This is a genomic window from Sphingomonas sp. P4_D12 (genome assembly GCF_056401895.1).
On sequence record NZ_JBFUIL010000008.1, the window covers coordinates 42,274 to 63,633 of the forward strand.

Consider the following 21,360-nt stretch of genomic DNA (forward strand, 5'->3'; position numbering starts at 1 on the left):
TGAAACTATATCGTGTTTCAGTGGTGGCGTCCACCGTCCCGAACGCATGTCACGCAACGCTTGTTTCGCGCGGGCGAACACCGCAAAGTGCCCGGAAATGGCCGATTTGAAGCTCGATCAGTTCCTTCCCTACCGGCTCTCGGTCGTGTCCAACCGCGTGTCCGCGGCGATCGCGACCGCTTATGACCGGCTGTTCGGGCTGCGCATCCCCGAATGGCGCCTGATCGCGGTTATTGCGGAAGGGCCGGGGATCACGCAGCAGGCGCTGGGTGTGGCGACGCGGATGGACAAGGTGACGGTGAGCCGGGCGGCGCAGGCTTTGGTCGAGCGCGGGCTGGTCGCGCGCGCGCCGAACGAAGGCGACAGGCGATCGCATCTGCTCGCGCTGACCGCCACCGGCCGGCTGCTCTACGATCAGGTCGCGCCCAAGGCGCTGGAGCTCGAGGCCAAGGTGCTCGAACAGCTCGACGCCAGCGAACGTCTTGCCTTGTCGGCGATGCTCGATCGCATCGAAGCGGCGGCCAGCGAAGTCGCGCCCGAAGGCGTCGGAGCGGATTGAGGGTGAACCGATCGGGCTGTGGCGCGTTGGCAGGCGCGAAGGGGGCGAAGGACGATCCCCGAAAAGGGGCCGTCGTGTCGCGTCTTGTATCGCATTGTTGTCTGGCTATCGCGGCGTGCGCCGTTGTTCCCGGAGCGTTGGTCGCGCAACAGACTAACCCGCCGGCGCGCACCGACAGCAGCGCGCCGGCCGACCCTTCGAGCCAGGAACAGGCGCGGCAATCGGGCGAGCCCAAGCCGGTGCCGACCCCGACCAGCGATCCGCTCGGCGACAAGCCGATCGTGCCCGACGACCAGTTCGACAAGTCGCTGCCGCCTTTGTCGAACGACATCAACGCGCCGCTCGAGCCGATCCCGCAGGAAGCCCCGTTCACCCCGCAGACCGCGGACAAGGCGCCGCCCAGCATCACGCCGCCAGCAACGCCCGCGCCCGACGTGCCGCCGGGAACGCTGCCGCCGGCACCCGAGCCCGCGCCCGAACTCGCCGCGCCGCTGCCGACGCTCGACAGCTACAATACGACGCCGGTGACCGAAGTCGCCGACGTGCCGGGCGGCAAGAGCGCGGAGATACGCTACGACACGGTCGTCAACGGTCTCGGCGACCTCGGCCTCGACGGTGATTTCAAAACCTTCTCGTCATTGAAGAAGGGCGGCGGCAAGGCGGCCAATGCCGCGATGGTGGCGGCACGCGGACGCGAGGATGAGGCATTGGCGGTGCGGCTGATGCATTCGCGCGGTTATTATGACGCAACCGCTTTGTCGTCGGTCGAGAGCATCCCCAACCAGCCCGGCCGCGTCCGCGTGGTGATCAACGCGGTGCCGGGCAAGCAATATACGTTCGCGTCGATCAATGTGGATTCGCAGCCGGTGGTGCCGGGCGACCTGATCACCAGAAACCTACCGCTCAGGGTCGGCGAGCCGATCGATGCGGTCCGGGTGCAGGGCGCCGAGGCCAATGTCACGCTGGAGATGGGGCGTAACGGCTATCCGTTCGTGCATCTGGGCACACGCGATATCCTGCTCGACGATGCCGCCTTTACCGGGGATTACACCTTGCCGGTCGACACCGGACCGCGGTCGAGCTTCGGCGATGTCAGTACGAGCGGGCGGCTTGCCTTCGGACCCGATCACATCCGCCTCCTGCGCCGCTTCAAGCCGGGCCAGCTCTACGACACCGAAAAGGTCGACGATCTCAGGAAAGCGCTGGTCGCGACGGGGCTGTTCTCGACCGTGACGGTCGAGCCGGTCGATACCGGCAAGACCGCGCCCGACGGTACCCGGATCGTCGACCTGGCGGTGACCCAGCGGGTCGGGCGGACGCGGTCGATCGCGGCAACCGGGGGCTACAGCACCGGCGAGGGTATCAAGCTCGAAGGCACCTTCACCGCGCGCAATGCTTTCCCGCCCGAAGGCGCGTTCATCGTCGGCGCGGTCGCCGGCACGCAGGAACAGAGCGGCACGGTCACTTTCCGCCGCTCGAACTGGAATCAGCGCGATCGCACGCTGTCGTTCGGGCTCAGCGCGGGGCATAACAATTACGATGCCTTCGACGCCGCGACCCTGTCGCTGTTCGGCCGCGTCTCGTACGATTCGACGCCGATTTGGCAGAAAAGGATCACGTATGGCTATGGCTTCGAGCTGACCGGGACCAACGAAAGCGTCTATAATTTCAACGCCGGCAAGCGCCAACGGGGCACCTATTTCATCGCCGCGCTGCCGCTCAACATCCAATGGGATACGTCGGACGATCTGCTCAATCCGACCAAGGGCTATCGTCTGAAACTGACGCTCAGCCCCGAAACATCGGTGCGCGGGCCGATCCGTCCCTATGCCCGCACCCAGATCGACGCGAGCGTCTATTATCCGGTGACGAGCAGCATCGTGATCGCCGGGCGCGGGCGAGTCGGATCGATCCTGGGCATCGCGCGCGACGACCTCGCGCCGTCGCGGCGTTATTATGGCGGCGGTGGCGGGTCGGTGCGCGGCTATGGCTATCAGCGGTTGGGGCCGTTCGATCCCAATGGCGATCCCGTCGGCGGGCGCAGCGTCAACGAATTCGCGCTGGAGGCCCGCTATCGGTTCGGCAATTACGGCATCGTGCCGTTCATCGATGCCGGCAATTCCTACGCCAGCTCGATGCCCAAATTCACCGACTGGAAATTCGGCGCGGGCATAGGCGGGCGGTTCTACACCAATTTCGGGCCGATCCGGGTCGACGTCGCGACCCCGCTCAACAAGCGCAAGGGTGACTCGCGGATCGCGCTCTACATCTCGATCGGTCAGGCCTTCTGATGGTCGACGAAACCACCCCAGTCGAGACTCCCGAGAGCGACATCATCGTGGTGAAGCGGCCGTGGTGGCTGCAACTCGCGCGCGGCATCGTCATCCTGTGCGTTGCGATCCTGGCGCTGTTGACGATGGTCTATTTCGGGCTCGACACCGCGCCCGGCCACCGCTTCATCGTCTCGCGGCTGGAAAGCTACAAGACCGAAACCGGGCTCAACATCAAGGTCGGGCGGATCCGCGGCTCGATCTACGGCAAGATGGAATTGCTCGACCTCAGGGTCAGCGATCCCCAGGGGATTTTCCTGACCGCGCCGACCGCGACGATCGACTGGAACCCGTTCCAGTTCCTGTGGAACCATATCGACGTCAATTCGATGGCCGCGCCGACCGTGGTGATGCACCGGTCGCCGTCGTTACTGCCCAGCGCGCCGAACACGCCGATCCTGCCCGATATCGATATCGATATCGGCAGCCTGAAGGTCGACCGGCTGCTGCTCAAGGCGCCGGTGACTGGACAGCAACACATCATCCGGCTCGACGGCGTCGCGCATATCGCCGACCGCCGCGCGCAACTGATCGCCAATGCCGATGCGGTGCGCGGGCCGGGGGTTGCCGGTGGCGATCGGTTGCGGCTGGTGCTCGACGCCCAGCCCGACGCGAACAAGCTCGGCATCCGCGTCAGGTTCGACGCGCCCGCCGATGGCGTCGCCGCGAGCATGACCGGGGTCAAGGCGCCAATGGCGATCCGCATCAGCGGCGCCGGCGACTGGAAGTCGTGGAAAGGGAAGGGCGTCGCCGCGCTCAACGGCCAGTCGCTCGCCGATCTCGATCTCGGCGCGCAGAACGGCACCTTCACGATCAAGGGTGTGACCCATCCCGGGCTGTACCTGAAAGGGCCGGTCGAGCGGCTGACCGCGCCGGGGCTGAACGTCGACATCGTCTCGACCCTGGAGAAGCGCAAGGCGACGACGCGAATGACGCTCAAGTCGGACGCGCTGGCAGTGGCAGCGAGCGGACTGCTCGATCTCGGCGAGAACAAGTTCGGCAATTTCGTGATCGACGCGCGATTGCTGACGCCGGGCGCGATGCTGCCCAATCTGTCCGGGCGCGACGTGATGACGCATTGGACGCTCGACGGGCCGTTCGCGACCCCGACCATCGGCTACAATCTCAGCGCCGCGTCGATCGCATTCGGCGGTACTGGGCTCGAGGGATTGACCGCGTCGGGCAAAGCGACGGTCGATGCCAAGCACGTCCTGATCCCGGTCAATGCGCGGGCGCGCCGCATCACCGGAATGAACGCGGCAGCGGGCGCCTTGCTGACCAATGTCACCGCGGTCGGTGACTTCGCCTATTCCAACGGCAAGCTTCTGTCCGACAATCTGAAGCTCAAATCCGACAAGATCGACGCCACCGCGATCGTCGTCGCCGATCTGCCCAGCGGCCATTATACCGGCGCGCTGAAGGGGCGGGTCAACAACTACACGATCGACGGGATCGGCATCGTCGACCTGACCACCGACGCCAAATTGGTGTCGATGCCCAAGGGCGGTTTCGGGATCAAAGGGCGGATCGCGGCGAGGACGCGGCGCATCTTCAATTCGGGCGCGGAAAGCTTCCTCGGCGGCCAGGCGATCGTCACCAGCGATATCGGCTATGGCACCGACGGGGTCTTCACCTTCTCCAACGTCAAGCTCGCCGCGCCGCGCCTCAGCATCTATCGCGGGTCCGGCAGCTATCGCCCCGACGGCCAGATCACGTTCAGCGGGGACGCGCATTCGAAGGATTACGGCCCGATCAACGCGCGGGTAACCGGGACGGCGGCCGCACCAGTGATCGTCATTCACGCACCGCGCCCGGGCGTCGGCGTCGGCCTTGCCGGGCTCGAAGCCACGATCCGCGGCAAGGGCGACGGCTATGCCATCGTCGCCAAGGGTACGACCAATTACGGGCCGTTCGCCGCCAACGTGCTGGTGCGCAGCGGCAAGACGCTGGCGATCCAGGTCAATCAGGGCAGTACCTTCGCGGGCATGAACCTGACCGGTGCGCTGCAACAGACCGCGGCGGGACCATTCGCGGGCAAGCTGCAATTCGCCGGATCGGGGATCAACGGCACCGCCACGCTCGGCGCGGAGGGTAAGGTGCAGCGCGCCGACATCGCCGCGCGCGCCTATAACGCCACGATCCCGGGCAATCTGGATTTCACCATCGGGCGCGCGATCGTCAGCGCCAGCGTGGTGCTCTACCCGAACGCGCCGCGCGTGCTGGCCGACATCCAGGTCGGCAACATGCGCTATGGCGCGACGGTGTTCCAGGCGGCACGCGCCAAGATCGATTATTCGAACGGCAGCGGTACCGCCCAGGCAGTGCTGGCGGGGTCGTCGGGCGTGCCGTTCAGCATGGGCATCAATGCCCGGCTCCAGCCCAAATTGTGGCTGGTGGCGGTATCGGGCAAGGCCAACGGGATCGGCTTCCGTACGCCGCGGGCGGCGCAGATCGAGCCGCTGGACGGCGAATACCGGCTGCTCCCGAGCCAGGTCGATTTCGACAAGGGCAGCGCCCGGATCGCCGGCTCTTATGGCAAGGGGCTGTCGATGCAGGCGCGGCTCGACAAGCTCGATCTGTCGGTGGCCAATGCATTGTTCCCCAATCTCGGCATCGACGGCAGCGCGACCGGCAGCGTGGATTACGTCCAGGCCGCGGGCGCGGACGTGCCCAATATCGATACGCGTCTGACGATCACGAACTTCACGCGATCGAGCGCGGTGATCGTGTCCGAGCCGGTCGATATCCAGGTGGTCGGCCGGCTGACCGAGGCGGGCGGGGATATGCGCGCGCTGGTCAAGCGCGGGGCGACGACGGTCGGCCGCTTGCAGGCGCGGCTGGCGCCATTGGGCGGCGGCGCGAGCTGGATGGACCGGCTCTATGCCGCGCCGCTGTCGGGCGGGATCCGCTATAACGGGCCGTCCGGCGTGCTGTTCTCGCTCTCTGGCCTGTCGGGCCAGCAGGTCGCTGGCGGGGTAGTCGTCGCGGCGGATTTCTCCGGTCGGCTGGGCACGCCGCAGCTCAACGGCATCGTGCGCGGCGACAATCTGACCTATATCAACTCGAATTACGGCACCAAGCTGACGCAGATGAAGCTCGCGGGTCGCTTCACCAACGACCGGTTCGACATCAGCCAACTCAACGCGAAAGCGGGCGACGGCACGGTCGAGGCGAGCGGCTGGGTCGGCCTGTCGGCCGACCAGAATTTCCCGATGAGCCTGACGGCGAAACTCAACAGGGCCACGCTGGCGAGCGGGGATTCGCTCGGAGCAACCGCCACCGGCACGCTGACCGTGACCAACGGCAAGGACGGCGGACTGGTCAAGGGCGACCTGACCATTCCCAACGCCCGCTATCAGGTGGTCTATCAGGGACAGGCCGAAGTCGAGGAACTCAAGGGCATCCGCCGCAAGAGCGACCCGCCGCGGCCGCACATCGCGCCCAAGCCGCCGAGCAATTTCGCGCTCGATATCCGCATCCGCGCCAACGACCAGGTCTTTGTCGAGGGCATGGGCCTCGAATCCGAATGGAGTCTGGCGATGCGCGTGTCCGGCACCGCGACGACGCCGAAGGTCAATGGCAGCGCGACGATCGTGCGCGGTACCTATAATTTCGCGGGCAAGCGGTTCGACATCAATCGCGGTAACGTCCGCTTCAGCGGTGGCGTGCTGTCCGACCCGACGCTCGATATCTCCGCCTCGACCACGACCAACGGCATCAACGCGATCATCAACATCACCGGCACCGGCCAGCGTCCGCAAGTGGCCTTCACCTCGTCGCCCGCCTTGCCGCAGGACGAAGTGCTGAGTCGTTTGCTGTTCGGATCGAGCCCGCAGAATCTGTCGGCGATCGAGGCGCTGCAGCTTGCCGCCGCGCTCAATTCGCTGCGTGGCGGGGGTGGGGGCCTCAATCCGCTCGGCAAGCTGCGCGGGGCTGCCGGCATCGACCGCCTGCGGATCCTGGGCGCGGACCAGGCCAGCGGCCGCGGCACGGCACTCGCGGCGGGCAAGTACATCACCGACAATATCTATGTGGAGATCATCACCGACGCGAAGGGCTTCACCGCGACCCAGCTGGAGATCGCGCTGACCAAGAGCCTCAGCATCCTGTCGCAGACGGGGTCGTTCAGCGGGACTGGCGCGAGCGTCAAATATCAGAAGGATTTCTGACGATTTCCCCAATCGCGAACGTCATGCCGGGCTTGTCCCGGCATCCACCGCGCAACAACACCCCATCTCGGTTTTGGAGAAGTGGACCCCGGCACAAGGCCGGGGTGACGACGGATTGAGGTGCGTCGGCCGCTTCTAACTGACACCCATGTAAACAGCCTCTTTGCAACCCGCCCGGAATCGAATATCCGGTATGGCGGAGAGGTGAGACATATGGAGCATTTCGACGTCCTCGTCGTCGGGGCGGGCATTTCCGGCGTGGGTGCCGGCTATTATCTGCAATCGCAGAGCCCGGACCGCAGCTATGCGATCCTGGAGGGGCGGCCGCAGATGGGCGGGACCTGGGACCTGTTTCGCTATCCGGGCATCCGCTCGGATTCGGACATGTACACGCTGGGCTATTCGTTCAAACCGTGGACCGATGCGAAGGCGATCGCCGACGGACCCGCGATCCTGAAATACCTCAAGGAAACGGCGACCCAATACGGCATCGACGAGCACATCCGCTACAATCACCACGTCAAGAAAGCGTCCTGGTCGACCGAGGAGGCGCGCTGGACCGTCGAGGCCGATACCGCCGACGGACCGATCACGCTGACCTGCAATTTCCTCTTCATGTGCTCGGGTTATTACAATTACGCCAAGGGTCATTCGCCCGATTTTGCCGGCGTCGAGGATTTCAAGGGACGCGTCGTCCATCCGCAATTCTGGCCACAGGATCTCGATTATTCGGGCAAGAAAGTGGTGGTGATCGGCTCGGGCGCGACCGCGGTGACGCTGGTTCCCGCCATGGCCGATCAGACCGAAAGCATCACGATGCTGCAGCGGTCGCCGACCTATATCGTCGCGCGGCCGGCCGAGGATAAGCTGGCCAATTGGCTGCGCACCAAGCTGCCCGGCAAATTGGCCTATGGCCTGGTGCGCTGGCGTAACGTGCTGTTCGGGCTGTTCTTCTTCAACCAGGCGCGGAAATATCCGGCCAAGGCGAAGGAGCGGATCATCGACATGGTCCGCGCCGAGCTGCCCGATCACGATATCGAGACGCATTTCACTCCGCGCTACAATCCATGGGACCAGCGGCTATGCCTGGTGCCCGATGGCGACCTGTTCCGCGCGATCCGCGAGGGTAAGGCCGATGTCGTGACCGACACGATCGAGCGGTTCGTGCCCGACGGCATTCGCCTCCAGTCCGGCACAACGCTTCCCGCCGATATCGTCGTGACAGCGACGGGTCTGGAACTGCAGTTGCTGAGCGATGTCCAATTCTCGGTCGACGGCGAGGCCAAGGATTTATCGCGGACGATCAACTACAAGGGCATGATGTATTCGGGCATCCCGAACATGGCGTCCTCGTTCGGCTATACCAACGCGTCCTGGACGCTGAAGGCCGATTTGACCTGTGCCTATGTCTGTCGCTTGCTCAACACGATGCGGAAGCGCGGGCTGCGCCAGGCGACGCCGCAGCCCTCAGCGCCGGTGGGGGAGGAGCCGTTCCTCGATTTCACCTCGGGCTATGTCCAGCGCTCGATCGACAAATTTCCGCGCCAAGGCGACCGCAAGCCGTGGCGGGTCCACCAGAATTACGTTCGCGATTTGATGGCGTTGAAGTTCGGGTCGGTCGATGACGAGATGACATTCTCCAACCCGGTGCCGAAGCCGGCGAAGAAGGCGGCTTAGGAAATAACCGTTGGAGGTAACCGTCGGAGCTAGTCGTCACCCCAGCGAAAGCTGGGGTCTCAAGCGGCATCGCGATACTGCTGGAGACCCCAGCTTTCGCTGGGGTGACGGATTATTTTCGCTGGGGTGACGATCTGGCTCTCGCTGGGATGACGGTCAGGCTTGTCGGAGCAGTGTCACCCGCGCCTTGCCGTAGGTCTTGTCGGCGTCGACCTCGAACCCCGCCAACTCGATCTTTTCGTTCTTCGCCGTTTCGATGCTGATCCAGGTCGCCGGGCCGACCCAGCCGAGCCGCGCCAATTTGTCGAGCGCCACTATGCCGGCCCCAGTGCCGTAAGGCGGATCCATCAGGATCAGGTCGAGCGGCGCACGCGCTGGCCCGAGCGCCATGACCGATTGCGCGCGGACATCGGCCTTGGCACCGAGCTTGGCGATATTGGTGCGCAGCGCGTCGAGCGCGGGTTTGTCCTGCTCGACGAACAAGCAGGACGTCGCACCGCGCGACAAGGCTTCGAGGCCTAACGCGCCCGAACCGGCGAACAGATCGGCGACGGCAAGCTCCTCGAAACTGCCGAGCCGGCTGGTGAGCATCGAGAACAGGGCTTCGCGCGTGCGATCCGCTGTCGGGCGAGTCGTGTCACCCTTTGGCGCGACGAGCGGGCGGCCGCGCCACTGTCCGGCGATGATCCGCATCTAGCGCGGCTTTCGCGGCGGCCGCGGTCCGCCGCGGGGGGCGGAAGGGCCACGCGAGCCCGATGGGCCGGAGGGACGCGACGGCGCCGAAGGGCGCGCGGGGCCACGCGAGGAAGTCGCACCAGCAGGGCGAGCCGGACGCACTGGCCGTTCGGCCGTGTCACGATCGCTGCGGTCGTTGCGAAAATTGCGCGAGCGATCGCTTCGCGCACCGGTCGAGCGGGTCGCCAGCGTTCCGTCGGCGCGCTGGCGCGGGCCCGCTTTGGGTTTGGGCGGGCGTTTGCCCGTCGCTGGCCGCGGCACGTCGTCGGGCGAGGAAGTGCGCGTGCTGCGGCCCCTGAACGGAGCCCGATCGGCCGCGTCGCGCGCGTGCTCCGAACGATGCTGGGCGTCTTGCTGCGGTCGCTGGTGCGTCGCCGAAGATGCCGGGCGAGCGGCGCGAGGCGCTGCCGTCTGCCAGCGTCGCTGCTCAGGCTCGTTGCGGGCGCGGGAATTGCCCGCTGGTTTCGGCCGAGCGGGGTGTGATGCAGCTGAAGGCGAAGGGCTCGAAAGTTCGCTGACCTGTTTGCGCGCGGGTTGCGGCAGATCGAGTCGGGTCGGATCCTTGCGGAACGAATCGATATCGTGCGCGCGGACTTCGCCGATCGCCCCCATCGGTAAGTCGCCGAGCACGAAGGGGCCGTAGCGCGTGCGGATCAACCGGCTAACTTCCAGGCCGAGATATTCGAGCACGCGCCGCACCTCGCGGTTCTTGCCCTCGGTCAGCTTGAGTTCGATCCAGAAGTTGGCGCCCGTGCGCCGCTCCATATTGGCGTCGATCGATCCGTAGCGGACGCCCTCTATCTCGACGCCGTGGATCAGGTCCTCGAGTTGTGACTGGGCGACGGTGCCATAGGCCCGCGCGCGATAGACGCGCTCGACCCCGGTCGCGGGTAGCTCGAGCTGGCGCTTGAGCCCGCCATCGGTGGTCAGCAGCAACAGCCCCTCGGTCGCGAGGTCGAGCCGGCCGACCGGGACCAGCCGCGGCAGTGCTTTGGGCAAGCGATCGTAGATCGTCGGGCGGCCCGCCGGATCGCGTTCGGTGACCAGCAGGCCCTTGGGCTTGTGATAGAGGAACAGCCGCGCGGCTTCCGCCTCACGCACCGGATTGCCGTCGACGGTGACGCCGGCGAGCGAGGTCAGGAGCGTCGCGGGCGTTTCGACGACGACGCCGTCGATCGCGATGCGGCCTTCGGCGATCATGCGTTCGACTTCGCGCCGCGAGGCGATTCCGGCACGCGCCAACATTTTTGCGATCCGCTGATCGTCGGGAGTCTTGGAGGGAGGCATGGTCGCGCCAATATACCGAATGGCTGGGGAGCGGGGGAAAATTTACACCCTACCCGTTGCCGGGCGTTAAGCCACGCACACGTAACGACGCGCTGACGAAACGATCTGCGCGCGACTGGGTTGAACGATCATGATGTTCGGACACGGAAAAAGAGTCATTACGCGCCTCCTCGTCTGCGAGGACGAGCCGTTGATCGCATTCGAGAACGAGCATGCGCTGATCGAGCATGGATTCGAGGTCGTCGCCACGGTTGACCGCATCGCCGACGCGATCGCGGTGCTGGCGTCCGGTGTCGATGTCCATCTCGTTCTTGTCGATATCACCCTGGCCGATGGCAGCGGGATCGAGGTTGCGCGGGCGGCACATGCCCGCGGCGTCGCGGTGGTCTTCGTCACCGGCGAATGCCCCGAAGGGGGTCGCGCCTTTGCCCGCGGCTGCCTCGCCAAACCCTATCGCCAGGCCGACCTGATCGCCGCGATCGCAGCGATCGACGGGCAGATCCAGGGGCGCCCGCGCCCACGCCGCCTGCCGCGCGGCTTCTCGCTGTTCGATCAGGAAGCCGCGGCGTAGCGATAAAGCCGCGAAGACAGGGGAGGGTACGATGGGCGGACTGATGCGGACGCTGGCCGGAATTGCTTTCCTGGCGGTCGCCACCGCCTCTCCCGCGAGTTCGCGTCCCGTAACCGACAGCAATATCGCCAGCGGCAATTATGGGGGAGACATGCTGATCGCCGTCGACCCGGCATCACATATCGTCCGCGGCTATTATCAATCGTCGACCGGCAATGGGCGATTCAACTGCATCTTCTATTTTTCCGGCAAGGTGAACGGCGCGATCCGCAGTTACTTTCCGGAGACTCCCGAAGAGGTGGTCATGGGAACGCTGTCGCGGGAAAGTGACGGGAGCCTCAGCGTCCGGCTGGCGACGGAGCATGGTGGCTGCTGGAACGTCCAGCATTTCGCCGACAAGGATCAGCCGGCGGAATTCACCCTCCAGACGGCCTATCCCTGGGTGGCGGTGGCCGTGATCAAGAGCGCCCGCGCCCATTTATACGATAGCCCGGCCAACGCTGTGCCGCGCAAAAGCTATGTCGTGAAAGGCGATGGCCTTGGCATCCGCGCCCGGCGGCCGGGTTGGCTTCAGGTCGATTTCCTCGGTGGCGGCAAGCCGGTCAGCGGCTGGATCCGGAGTTCGGACGTCTATCCGATGTCCTGAGCCTTGCGGCCCGCGTGCCGCTAAGGCTATTCGGCCGGCATGACCGAACCGCTCAGCACTGCCGCTCCCTCGACCTACCGCATCCACGGCGCCACCGGCGAGTGGGAAGTGATCATCGGACTCGAGGTCCACGCGCAGGTCACCTCGCAGGCCAAATTATTCTCCGGCGCGGCGACCGAATTCGGCGCCGAGCCCAATACGCAAGTGTCGCTGGTCGACGCGGCGATGCCGGGCATGCTGCCCGTGCCCAATCGCGAATGCATCCGCCAGGCGGTGCGCACCGGCATGGCGATCGATGCCAAGATCAACAAATGGTCGCGGTTCGACCGCAAGAATTATTTCTACGCCGATCTGCCGCAGGGGTATCAGATCAGCCAGCTCTACCATCCGCTGGTCGGGGAGGGCGCGGTCGAGATCGAGCTGGAAGGCGAGGCCGAGGCGACCAAAAAGATCGGCGTCGAGCGCATCCATGTCGAGCAGGATGCCGGCAAGCTGATGCACGACCAGCATCCGACGAGGTCGTACGTCGATCTCAACCGCTCTGGCGTCGCGCTGATGGAGATCGTCAGCAAGCCCGACATGCGTTCGCCGGCCGAAGCGGGCGCCTATCTGACCAAGCTGCGCTCGATCCTGCGCTATGTCGGCTCGTGCGACGGCAATATGGACCAGGGGTCGATGCGCGCCGACGTCAATGTGTCGGTGCGCAAACCGGGTGACGAATTCGGCACGCGCACCGAGACCAAGAACGTCAACTCGATCCGCTTCGTGATGCAGGCGATCGAGCATGAGGCGTCGCGTCAGGTCGATGTGCTCGAATCGGGCGGCAAGATCGTCCAGGAAACCCGGCTGTTCAATCCCGACACCGGCACGACGCGGTCGATGCGGTCGAAGGAAGACGCGCACGATTACCGCTATTTCCCCGATCCCGACTTGCTGCCGCTCGAATTGGACGACGCGTTTCTGGAAGCGTGCCGCGCGAGTCTGCCCGAACTGCCCGGCGCCAAGCGCGCGCGGTACGAGGGGCAGGGGATCACGCCCTATCAGGCCAACGTGCTGACCGCTGAGGTCGAGATCGCGCGCTGGTTCGACGCCTTGCTCGATCAGGGCGCCAAGCCCGTCGCGGCGGCAAACTGGGTGTCGTCCGAACTGTTCGGCGCGCTCAATCGGCTGGGCAAGGACATCACCGAATCGCCGGTCTCGCCCGGCCAGGCGGCCGAACTGCTCGCGCTGATCGGCGACGGCACGCTGTCGGGCACGCTCGCCAAGCAGGTGTTCGAGGTGATGCTCGAGACCGGCGACGCGCCGGGTAAGATCGTCGAGGAACGCGGGCTCAAACAGACCAGCGACACCGGCGCGATCGAGGCGGTGATCGCCGACGTGCTGGCGAAGAATCCGAATCAGCTTGAGCAGTATCGCGGCGGCAAGGAGGCCCTGTTCGGCTTCTTCGTCGGCCAGACGATGAAGGCGATGCAGGGCAAGGCCAATCCGGGCGTGGTCAATGAGTTGCTGAAGAAGGCGCTGTCCTGAGGCAGATTGTCGTCCGGGTTGGCGGCGTCTGCCACTGAGGGCAGTTGCCGCCACGTGCACGGCGAAATAGGCTGGCTCCCAAAGGAGTGAGGACGATGCGGCGACTGATCACCATGACACTGGGCCTGTTGGCGGCGCCCGTGCTGGCGCAGACGAGCCCCGCACCTGCGCCGATCCCTGCGGTCGCGCCGACGCCGGCCGTCGCATTGCCGCGTGTTCAGATCACCACGACCGCCGGCAGCTTCACGGTCGAGGTCGAGACGGCGAAAGCGCCCGTCACCGCCGCCAATTTCCTCCGCTATGTCGACCAGAAGAAGCTCGACGGCATCACTTTCTATCGCACCTGCAAGGTGGCCGATAAATTCGGCTTCGTGCAGTTCGGGACCAATGGCGATCCCAAGCGGACGCTACCGCCGATCAAGCACGAGCCGACCACGATCACCGGGCTGAAACATCTCAACGGCACGCTCTCGACCGCGCGGCTGGCGCCGGGATCGGCGCGCGGCGACTTCACGGTCAGCGTCGGCGACCAGCCCTCGTTCGATGCCGATCCGACCAAGCCCGACGACGCTACCAAGACCAACCTCGGCTATGCCGCGTTCGGCCGCGTGGTCGACGGCATGGACGTGGTGCTCAAGATTTTCGACGCGCCGATCGATCCTAATGCGACGGTGCGCGGGTCGTTCAAGGGAGAGGTTCCGGCGGCACCCGTACGCGTGCTGAGTGCCCGCAGGCTGCCCAAGGGCTGACCGGCTACACCGGGTTCCGACACTACTTGTCCGGCCTTTACCGCCGGTTATGGTGCGCCTTGGGGGACGCGGCGATTCGCCGCATCCAAAATGGGGGATCGCATGAAAATGCATGATTTGGCCGCCGTCGCGGTCATGGTCGCGCTGCCATTCGGCAGTGCGCCGGCCGCTGCGCAGGAAAAAGCCGTTTATCTGGTCGATAGCGCGTCGCCATTCGGCGCCTCGACGGTCACCAATGCCGAGGCGCAATCGGTAACGATGCCGAAGCTCGATTATACGTCGGACGGTACAGAGGTCGCGGATTTCGACAAATATTACGCCTTTCATCGTGCCGATACGGATTTCGCCACGGCCTATGGCGACATCGCCGAATGCGACAATTATGCACGCGGCCTGCAGAGCGGGGTCGGCGATATACAGGTACCCTATCCCTATACCGGGACGATGGCCGGCGCGCTCGGCGGTGCGATCGGCAGCGCGGTGGCGACGGCGATCTTCGGCTCGGCCGAAAAGCGCCGACTGCGTCGGATCAACATGCGCACGTGCATGAACTTCAAGGGCTATGACCGCTACGGTTTGCCCAGGGCGCTGTGGGACGATTTCAATTTCGAGGAAGGTCTGTCGGGCGTCAACGAGGAGAAGCGCCAGCATTACCTCAAGCAACAGGCACTGGTCGCTTCGTCGGGCAAGCTGCAGGGGAAGGTTCTGGGGCTATGAAGACATTGTTGCCTAGCGCCCTGATCGCGCTCTCGCTCGCCGTTCCCGCGGCGGCAAAGGACAAGGCGCCGGTCTTCGTCGAAACCGCCGCGGTCAAGGACAAGCCTAGCGTCGCGCTCAGTTCGACCAAGGCTTATGTCATGCTGCGGGCGGACATGGCGGTCCCGCTCTATCTGATGAAAGTACCTACTGCCGACGACCAGGCCACCTATGACAAGTTCCGTGCCGACGCGTTGGCCAAGGCACACGGCAAATACGTCAAGAAACAGGCGGAATATGATGCGGCGGTGAAGGATAAAGCCAGTGCGCCCAAGGGCACGGTGCTGCCGCCATTGCCCGACAAGCCGATCGAGCCCACCGAGGCGAACTTCCAGTTCACGCCGTTCCCGTTGCTGGCCGGCGTCTCGATCGGGCCGATCAATCGTTTCGCCAAGGCCGATGGCGGCCTGTCGACCTATCTTCAGGAACTGACGCCCGGCGAATATCGCATTTACGGACCGCTCGCCACGGTACCCAATGGCGGCGCGACGGGCAGTTGTTTCTGCATGGGTAGCGTCGCCTTCACGGCGAAGGCGGGCGAGATCGTCGATCTCGGCGTGATCGCGGCCAAGGCCAACCTGTCGGTAAAGCGTCCCGAAGGCGATTCGTCGGCGCCCGTGATATTGGACGGGCCGTTTCTGGTGCCGGCCGGCACCAGCGTCGCAATCGATCCGCGACTGAGCGGTGCCCATGTGGTGCCGGCGCGGTTCCGGCCAGTCGGCAAGCTGCCCAATTATTTCGGGCTGCCGATCAATCGGATGCCGGCGATTCCGGGCGTGATGCGCTATGACCGCGATCGCATCGTCGATCTGACCGCGGCGAACTGACCGGCGGCGAAGGCGGCGACTCGCTACTGCGCGTCGTCGTCCTGGTTCTTGGTCTCTCCGCCGGTCCCGGCATTGCCGGAGAACAGGCCGGGCGCGGTCAGGGTCTCGGGCTCCGGGCCGCCTTCGCCGCGTTCGACCGCGTCCTTGCGCGCCTCGACTTCCTGTTGGAGGTCGCTGCGCGTGTCACCCTTGCGGATATCGCGTTCGCGTTCGCCGGCGGCCTGCGTATTTTGATCGGTCATCGGGATCATCCTTGCGGGTTGGCGGGGCCGGTGGGCTGTTCGCCTGGTGAGGGCACGTCGATGTCAGGCATCGGCGGCGAGATTTCGGGCGGGGCGGGCGTCGGTTGCGCCGGCTGGCTCGGCTCGGGGGGCATTTCGGGTGGGGGCGTTTCGGGCGATGGATTGGTGGCCATGGTGGAATTCCTTTCACACCTTTAACGCCTTTGTGATGCCGTCAGTTGCCAAGCGGGTTGCTCCCGGTGCCGCAGTTGCTATAGACGCCGCCGACCGGCGGTCCTCTGGCGGGCGTGGCGGAACTGGTAGACGCGCTGGATTTAGGTTCCAGTATCGCAAGATGTGGGGGTTCGAGTCCCTTCGCCCGCACCAGTCCCCGCGCCTTTGGGGCGGGGTGGCCACCAAATGATTTTCCGGAAAGATGAAGGCCTGAAATGCAGACTGTCGAGACGTTGAACGAAGGGCTCAAGCGCGCCTACACGCTGACGATCACCGCCAAGGAGATCGACGCCAAGGTCGACGCCGAGGTGAAGCGCGTGGCCCCGCAGGTCCGCATGCCCGGCTTCCGGCCCGGCAAGGTACCCGCCAATCTGGTCCGCAAGATGCACGGCGAGGCGCTGACCCAGGACGCGCTCAACGCAGCGATCCAGGAAGGCATCCAGACCCTGATCGGCAAGGAAAAACTGCGTCCCGCGATGCAGCCCTCGGTCAAGCTCGAGAACGACTATGAGAAGGGCAAGGATGCCGAGCTCAAGGTCGAACTCGAAATCCTGCCCGACGTGCCCACGCCCGCGATCGACGCGATCAAGCTCGATCGCCTGACCGTCCCGGCCGGCGAGGAAGAGATTCAGGCGCAGCTCGAGAAGTTCGCTGCGCAGCAGAAGAATTGGGACGACACCAAGGACAGCTACAAGGCCAAGCAGGGCGACCTCGTCACGCTCGATTTCGTCGGCAAGGACAAGAATGGCGTCGCGTTCGAAGGCGGCACCGGCACCGACATGGCGGTCGAGATCGGCTCCGGCCGGCTGATCCCCGGGTTCGAGGACCAGGTCGTCGGCGTCAAGGCGGGCGACGAGAAGACCATCAAGGTCACGTTCCCCGACGATTATCCCGCCGAGGAGCTGAAGGGCCAGCCGGCGACGTTCGACCTGACCGTCAAGTCGGTGAAGACCGCGGGCGAGACCAAGATCGACGACAGCCTGGCCAAGTCGCTCGGCCTCAACGATCTCGAGCAGCTCAAGGGTTTGCTCAAGGGCCAGATCGAGCAGGAGCTCAACGGCCTGACCCGCACCCACATGAAGCGCAAGCTGCTCGACCAGCTCGCTGCGGGCCATGATTTCCCGGTGCCGCCGTCGATGGTCGCCGCCGAGTTCGACCAGATCTGGGAGCAGCTCAAGCACGAAGCGACGCACGAGCCCGATCCCGAGGCGGCGCTGGCCGAGATGGAAGCCGAGCGGGAGGATTACCAGGCGATCGCCGAACGCCGCGTGCGCCTCGGCCTGCTGCTGTCGGAAATCGGCCAGGCCAACGGCATCGAGGTCACCAACCAGGAAATGAGCCGGCTGATCAGCCAGGCGGCGATGCAATATTCGCCGCAGGACCAGCAGCGCTTCGTCGAATATATCCGCAACGAGCCGATGGCCGCCGCCCAGCTGCGCGCTCCGCTCTATGAGGACAAGGTCGTCGACTTCCTGTTCTCGACCGCGGACGTCACCGACCGCGAAGTGACTCGCGCCCAGCTCGAGGAAGCGATCGAGTCGGAAGACGGTTTCGCGACCGGCACGCATCATCACGACCACGACAATCACAAGCCCAAAGCGAAGAAGGCCGCGGCCAAGAAGGCTCCCGCCGCCAAGGCGGATAAGGCCGACAAGGCTGATGCCGCCAAGGCCGAGGAGCCGGTGAAGAAGGCGGCGACCAAGAAGGCGCCGTCCAAGACCGATGAAAAGGTCGAGGCGCCCGCCGACGAGCTGAAGGCCGAGGAACCGGTCAAGAAGGCCGCGACCAAGAAGGCTCCGGCCGCCAAGGCGGAACCCGCCGAGGCAGCGCCCGCCAAGAAGCCGGCCGCGAAGAAGGCCCCGGCAAAGAAGTGACCCCATCTCCCTCTCCCCGGACGGGGAGAGGGTTGCGCAGACTTGGGCCGGCGCTAGCCGGCCCTTAGTCGGAGCTGGGAGAGGGGTGAGCGCTCGCTTCCGCGAGCGCGCTGCGCAAAGCGCCGCTCGACCCCTCTCCCAACCTCCGCTAGGCAGCAAGCTGCCAAGCTGCGGTATCCCTCTCCCCTGTCCAGGGGCGAGGGAGCTTACGGGACCAGGGTTAGATGACAGAACCACGCATCGCAGTCCTGCTGCCCTGCTATAATGAGGAAGCCGCGATCGCCCAGACGGTGGCGGGGTTCCGCGCCGCGCTGCCAAGCGCGGCGATCTACGTCTACGACAACAATTCCAAGGATCGCACGATCGAGGTCGCACGCGCGGCTGGCGCCATCGTGCGATCCGAGCGCATGCAGGGCAAGGGCAATGTCGTCCGCCGCATGTTCGCCGATGTCGATGCCGACATCTATGTGATGGCCGATGGCGATGCGACCTATGATGCGGAGGCGGCACCACAGCTCGTCCGCCGGCTGATCGACGAGCAGCTCGACATGGTGGTCGGCAGCCGGGTGACCCAGCACGATGCCGCCTATCGCCGCGGCCACGTCATGGGCAACAAGCTGCTGACCGGCATGCTCGCCAAATTGTTCGGCCGGAGTTTCACTGATATTCTATCGGGTTACCGCGTATTCTCGCGACGGTTCGTGAAGAGTTTCCCGGTGCTGTCGGGCGGGTTCGAGATCGAGACCGAGATCAGCGTCCACGCGCTCGAACTGCGCATGCCGGTCGGCGAGGTCGAGACGCGCTATTTCGCGCGGCCCGAGGGATCGGCGTCGAAACTGTCGACCTATTCGGATGGCTTCCGCATCCTCAACACGATCGTCACTTTGTACCGGATCGAGCGGCCGTTGCTGTTCTTCGGCGCGATCGGCGGGCTGCTCGCGCTACTGGCGCTGGTGCTCGGCATCCCGCTGGCGATCACGTACTATCATACGCACCTGGTGCCGCGTCTGCCGACGGCGATTATGGCGACCGGGCTGATCATCCTCGCGGCATTGTGCTTCTTCGCGGGCCTAATCCTCGACACCGTGGTGCGTGGGCGGCGCGAGGTTAGGCGGCTGGCGTATTTGGGGCATCCGGCACCAGGTGGCTGAGTCCGCTATTAGTGGAAAGCAGACATTGGTGCGGCTGGACGGTCAATCCCACCCATGCAACAATTGAATGTGACTGATAGCGAAGCAGCGTTGGCAAGAGAGCGGGCGACGCAGTTCGCGCTGTGGCGTGGACTTGCGCTTGTTCTTTTGCCCGGCCTTGCGTTTGTCGTTGGCCTAATCGCGCTGGTGGCCCCTGCATTGCCACCGATCTCGACGTTGAACGGCTGCTACCGTCTAAACACCTCCCCACTTATCCGCGTCAGTCCGGGAGTGATATCGGTCGATGGCGGTGCGGTAGGGCCTATTAGGATGTCTGTAGAACCCGGCAAAGAGGGATACGTTATCAATGCCGTCGGGGGATTTTCATTTAAGACCGATGGCAATGGCCGGCTCCACGCTTACAGAGACTATCGATTCGGCGAATTGATTCCAGTGTTTATTGCTCGAAATCGTCCGCCATCGCTTGGGCTTATCTCCGACGGACAATCTATAAAAATACCCAAGGTCGATTGCTCCGCCGCCTGACGCAACCGTTTGCCACGGGTGGTGGCTGCGTCCGCCACCACACGGTGAATGTCTGCTATCGGGTCGTCGGCAGACACCGTTACTCGTCCTCAAAAATCGCTGATCCCGAACCGCGCGACTCCCTGGTTATGCCCCGGCGGGTCGAGCACGCTGATGTCGAGATCGAGCGGCTGGCCGATCCAGTGCGCGAGCGTGGTATGATCGGCGACATCGTCGTCGGTCAGCGGATGCACCAGGGCGCGTAGGCCGGTTGTTTCTATCGCGCGAGCAACCAGCGCACCGGCAACGGCAGAGAAATGGATCTCGAACTGCGCGATCGGATGCGGGCCGACCGGGCCATCGGTCATTCGTCCGATGAACAGGATCGGCGCGACGTCGTCGACCATCATGTCGGCGAAGGTTGCGCGCAAAGCTTCGGCGGCGGCGCGCTCGGACGCGTCGTAATAGATGTGCGCATGCCAGGGCGCATTGTCGTTCATCGCACGATCCCCAGCTTGATCAGGCTTTCGCCCGACGCGACGATCGCCTCTTCGTTGGACCGGAATTGCCAGCCCAGCAGCTCGCGGGTTTTGGCGTTGCTCGCGGCGGAGCGGATGCCGACACGGGGTGCCGCCTCGCGCGCCAGGGGATTGAACAAGGCCATCACCCGGATCAGCCAGTCGGGCATCTGGCGCAGTTTCGCCTTCGCCGCTTTTTCGCCCATTCCCTGCTGCAGGATCACCGACATGTCGTAGATCGATACCGGATCGCCGGCGACCGCGAGGAAGCGCTCGCCTTTCGCTTCCGGCGCGGTCATCGCCTTGATCTGCATCCCCGCGACGTCGCGCACGTCGACCACGCCGAAATAGAGCCGCGGCGCACCGGGCAGGCCGCCTTCGAGCATGCGCTTGATGATCTCGATCGAGGTCGACAGGTCCTCGTTGAGCACCGGCCCGAAAATGCCGACCGGGTTGACCACGGCGAGTTCGAGGCCGTTGCCTTCGCGCTCGACGAAGTCCCAGGCGGCGCGCTCGGCCAGCGTCTTGGATTTCATATAGGGCTGGACCGCCGGGCCATCGACGTTGGTCCAATCCGTTTCGGTGTAAGCGGCGGCCTGGTCGCCATGGCCATAGCCGATCGCCGCGAAGGACGAGGTCAGGACGACGCGCTTGACGCCGGCGTCGCGCGCGGCCCTCAGGACCCTGAGCGTACCGTCGACCGCGGGGCGGATCAGGTCGTTCTCGTCCTTGGGCTGGGCGAGCGGGAAGGGGGAGGCAACGTGCTGGACATAGTCGCATCCGTCGACGGCCTCGGCCCAGCCGGCATCCTGGTTGAGATCGGCAGCGACGAAGGTCAGCCGGTCGAGAGACTTCGCCCCGGCCCGGGCGAGCGTATCGCGCACCGCTTGTTCCTTGGTCAGCGATCGCACCGTCGTGCGCACATCGTGCCCCGCCTCGAGCAATTGCAGGATGACGTGCCCGCCGACAAAGCCCGACCCACCCGTGACCAGAATGATGCTCATCTCAGCCGCTCCCTCTCATAT

19 protein-coding genes and 1 tRNA gene are annotated in these 21,360 nt (G+C 65.0%); 14 read left to right on the top strand and 6 right to left on the bottom strand.

The window, feature by feature from the left end; genetic code table 11:
- The first annotated feature begins 97 nt into the window (after nt 1-97).
- The 4 genes from AC1DSD_RS16465 (at nt 98) to AC1DSD_RS16480 (ending at nt 8,735) form a co-directional block, all read left to right on the top strand.
- Nucleotides 98-559 (top strand): MarR family winged helix-turn-helix transcriptional regulator, encoded by a 462-nt coding sequence (locus tag AC1DSD_RS16465; RefSeq protein WP_478031611.1) that lies wholly within the window; start codon nt 98-100, stop codon nt 557-559.
- 74 nt (nt 560-633) lie between these two features.
- Nucleotides 634-2,850, top strand: a complete 2,217-nt coding sequence (locus AC1DSD_RS16470; RefSeq protein WP_478031613.1) for an autotransporter assembly complex protein TamA — start codon at nt 634-636, stop codon at nt 2,848-2,850.
- Nucleotides 2,850-7,058 carry a translocation/assembly module TamB domain-containing protein gene (locus AC1DSD_RS16475; RefSeq protein ID WP_478031615.1) on the top strand — a complete coding sequence of 1,403 codons (4,209 nt, stop codon included), beginning with the start codon at nt 2,850-2,852 and terminating at the stop codon, nt 7,056-7,058. Before AC1DSD_RS16470 ends, AC1DSD_RS16475 begins: the two co-directional genes overlap by 1 nt.
- Nucleotides 7,059-7,271: 213 nt before the next feature.
- Nucleotides 7,272-8,735, top strand: coding sequence for a flavin-containing monooxygenase (locus tag AC1DSD_RS16480; RefSeq protein WP_478031617.1), 1,464 nt, complete (start codon nt 7,272-7,274; stop codon nt 8,733-8,735).
- Nucleotides 8,736-8,891: 156 nt separating this feature from the next.
- Here the strand turns inward: AC1DSD_RS16480 and rsmD are convergent, their stop codons facing one another.
- Nucleotides 8,892-9,428 carry a 16S rRNA (guanine(966)-N(2))-methyltransferase RsmD gene (rsmD, locus tag AC1DSD_RS16485; RefSeq protein WP_478031619.1) on the bottom strand — a complete coding sequence of 179 codons (537 nt, stop codon included), beginning with the start codon at nt 9,426-9,428 and terminating at the stop codon, nt 8,892-8,894.
- A complete protein-coding gene (locus tag AC1DSD_RS16490; protein WP_478031620.1) occupies nt 9,429-10,757 on the bottom strand; it encodes a pseudouridine synthase in 1,329 nt (442 codons plus the stop codon).
- Between the two features lie 133 nt (nt 10,758-10,890).
- Between AC1DSD_RS16490 and AC1DSD_RS16495 the strand changes: the two genes are divergently transcribed.
- From AC1DSD_RS16495 to AC1DSD_RS16520, 6 genes are all read left to right on the top strand, one after another.
- Nucleotides 10,891-11,328, top strand: coding sequence for a response regulator (locus AC1DSD_RS16495; RefSeq protein ID WP_478031825.1), 438 nt, complete (start codon nt 10,891-10,893; stop codon nt 11,326-11,328).
- A gap of 31 nt (nt 11,329-11,359) precedes the next feature.
- Entirely contained in the window at nt 11,360-11,974 is a 615-nt protein-coding gene (locus AC1DSD_RS16500) for a hypothetical protein (protein WP_478031621.1), read from the top strand.
- A 39-nt stretch (nt 11,975-12,013) separates the two neighbouring features.
- Nucleotides 12,014-13,501 carry an Asp-tRNA(Asn)/Glu-tRNA(Gln) amidotransferase subunit GatB gene (gatB, locus tag AC1DSD_RS16505; protein ID WP_478031622.1) on the top strand — a complete coding sequence of 496 codons (1,488 nt, stop codon included), beginning with the start codon at nt 12,014-12,016 and terminating at the stop codon, nt 13,499-13,501.
- 95 nt (nt 13,502-13,596) lie between these two features.
- Nucleotides 13,597-14,250: a peptidylprolyl isomerase gene (locus AC1DSD_RS16510; RefSeq protein WP_478031624.1), complete on the top strand. Its 654-nt coding sequence runs from the start codon at nt 13,597-13,599 to the stop codon at nt 14,248-14,250.
- Nucleotides 14,251-14,352: 102 nt separating this feature from the next.
- Nucleotides 14,353-14,967 (top strand): hypothetical protein, encoded by a 615-nt coding sequence (locus AC1DSD_RS16515; protein WP_478031625.1) that lies wholly within the window; start codon nt 14,353-14,355, stop codon nt 14,965-14,967.
- A gap of 8 nt (nt 14,968-14,975) precedes the next feature.
- Nucleotides 14,976-15,833 (top strand): hypothetical protein, encoded by an 858-nt coding sequence (locus AC1DSD_RS16520; RefSeq protein WP_478031627.1) that lies wholly within the window; start codon nt 14,976-14,978, stop codon nt 15,831-15,833.
- Between the two features lie 23 nt (nt 15,834-15,856).
- Here the strand turns inward: AC1DSD_RS16520 and AC1DSD_RS16525 are convergent, their stop codons facing one another.
- The gene (locus AC1DSD_RS16525) at nt 15,857-16,075 is read right to left on the bottom strand and encodes a hypothetical protein (RefSeq protein WP_478031629.1); all 219 of its coding nucleotides are present in this window, start codon (nt 16,073-16,075) and stop codon (nt 15,857-15,859) included.
- Between the two features lie 5 nt (nt 16,076-16,080).
- Entirely contained in the window at nt 16,081-16,248 is a 168-nt protein-coding gene (locus AC1DSD_RS16530) for a hypothetical protein (protein ID WP_478031630.1), read from the bottom strand.
- Between the two features lie 108 nt (nt 16,249-16,356).
- Here AC1DSD_RS16530 and AC1DSD_RS16535 point away from each other — a divergent pair.
- From AC1DSD_RS16535 to AC1DSD_RS16550, 4 genes are all read left to right on the top strand, one after another.
- Nucleotides 16,357-16,441: transfer RNA gene (locus AC1DSD_RS16535), tRNA-Leu, on the top strand.
- Between the two features lie 62 nt (nt 16,442-16,503).
- On the top strand, nt 16,504-18,162 hold the full coding sequence (gene tig / locus AC1DSD_RS16540; protein WP_478031631.1) for a trigger factor: 1,659 nt from the start codon (nt 16,504-16,506) through the stop codon (nt 18,160-18,162).
- 224 nt (nt 18,163-18,386) lie between these two features.
- Nucleotides 18,387-19,313 (top strand): glycosyltransferase family 2 protein, encoded by a 927-nt coding sequence (locus tag AC1DSD_RS16545; RefSeq protein ID WP_478031633.1) that lies wholly within the window; start codon nt 18,387-18,389, stop codon nt 19,311-19,313.
- Between the two features lie 69 nt (nt 19,314-19,382).
- Nucleotides 19,383-19,838 carry a hypothetical protein gene (locus AC1DSD_RS16550; RefSeq protein ID WP_478031635.1) on the top strand — a complete coding sequence of 152 codons (456 nt, stop codon included), beginning with the start codon at nt 19,383-19,385 and terminating at the stop codon, nt 19,836-19,838.
- Between the two features lie 89 nt (nt 19,839-19,927).
- Here AC1DSD_RS16550 and AC1DSD_RS16555 read toward each other — a convergent pair whose 3' ends face one another.
- Together AC1DSD_RS16555 and AC1DSD_RS16560 are read right to left on the bottom strand one after the other, a co-directional pair.
- The gene (locus AC1DSD_RS16555; RefSeq protein ID WP_478031637.1) at nt 19,928-20,317 is read right to left on the bottom strand and encodes a DOPA 4,5-dioxygenase family protein; all 390 of its coding nucleotides are present in this window, start codon (nt 20,315-20,317) and stop codon (nt 19,928-19,930) included.
- Entirely contained in the window at nt 20,314-21,339 is a 1,026-nt protein-coding gene (locus AC1DSD_RS16560) for an SDR family oxidoreductase (RefSeq protein ID WP_478031639.1), read from the bottom strand. The genes AC1DSD_RS16555 and AC1DSD_RS16560 overlap by 4 nt, the downstream gene beginning before the upstream one ends.
- Nucleotides 21,340-21,360: the final 21 nt, after the last annotated feature.

What these genes read in the sequence shown, in the direction of transcription:
- AC1DSD_RS16555 (WP_478031637.1), bottom strand. Translation starts at nt 20,317, where the DNA reads ATGAACGACAATGCGCCCTGGCATGCGCACATCTATTACGACGCGTCC.
- AC1DSD_RS16500 (WP_478031621.1), top strand. Translation starts at nt 11,360, where the DNA reads ATGGGCGGACTGATGCGGACGCTGGCCGGAATTGCTTTCCTGGCGGTC.
- tig (WP_478031631.1), top strand. Translation starts at nt 16,504, where the DNA reads ATGCAGACTGTCGAGACGTTGAACGAAGGGCTCAAGCGCGCCTACACG.
- AC1DSD_RS16510 (WP_478031624.1), top strand. Translation starts at nt 13,597, where the DNA reads ATGCGGCGACTGATCACCATGACACTGGGCCTGTTGGCGGCGCCCGTG.
- AC1DSD_RS16515 (WP_478031625.1), top strand. Translation starts at nt 14,353, where the DNA reads ATGAAAATGCATGATTTGGCCGCCGTCGCGGTCATGGTCGCGCTGCCA.
- rsmD (WP_478031619.1), bottom strand. Translation starts at nt 9,428, where the DNA reads ATGCGGATCATCGCCGGACAGTGGCGCGGCCGCCCGCTCGTCGCGCCA.
- AC1DSD_RS16495 (WP_478031825.1), top strand. Translation starts at nt 10,891, where the DNA reads ATGTTCGGACACGGAAAAAGAGTCATTACGCGCCTCCTCGTCTGCGAG.
- AC1DSD_RS16530 (WP_478031630.1), bottom strand. Translation starts at nt 16,248, where the DNA reads ATGGCCACCAATCCATCGCCCGAAACGCCCCCACCCGAAATGCCCCCC.
- AC1DSD_RS16490 (WP_478031620.1), bottom strand. Translation starts at nt 10,757, where the DNA reads ATGCCTCCCTCCAAGACTCCCGACGATCAGCGGATCGCAAAAATGTTG.
- AC1DSD_RS16480 (WP_478031617.1), top strand. Translation starts at nt 7,272, where the DNA reads ATGGAGCATTTCGACGTCCTCGTCGTCGGGGCGGGCATTTCCGGCGTG.
- AC1DSD_RS16545 (WP_478031633.1), top strand. Translation starts at nt 18,387, where the DNA reads ATGACAGAACCACGCATCGCAGTCCTGCTGCCCTGCTATAATGAGGAA.
- AC1DSD_RS16475 (WP_478031615.1), top strand. Translation starts at nt 2,850, where the DNA reads ATGGTCGACGAAACCACCCCAGTCGAGACTCCCGAGAGCGACATCATC.
- AC1DSD_RS16525 (WP_478031629.1), bottom strand. Translation starts at nt 16,075, where the DNA reads ATGACCGATCAAAATACGCAGGCCGCCGGCGAACGCGAACGCGATATC.
- AC1DSD_RS16465 (WP_478031611.1), top strand. Translation starts at nt 98, where the DNA reads ATGGCCGATTTGAAGCTCGATCAGTTCCTTCCCTACCGGCTCTCGGTC.
- AC1DSD_RS16560 (WP_478031639.1), bottom strand. Translation starts at nt 21,339, where the DNA reads ATGAGCATCATTCTGGTCACGGGTGGGTCGGGCTTTGTCGGCGGGCAC.
- gatB (WP_478031622.1), top strand. Translation starts at nt 12,014, where the DNA reads ATGACCGAACCGCTCAGCACTGCCGCTCCCTCGACCTACCGCATCCAC.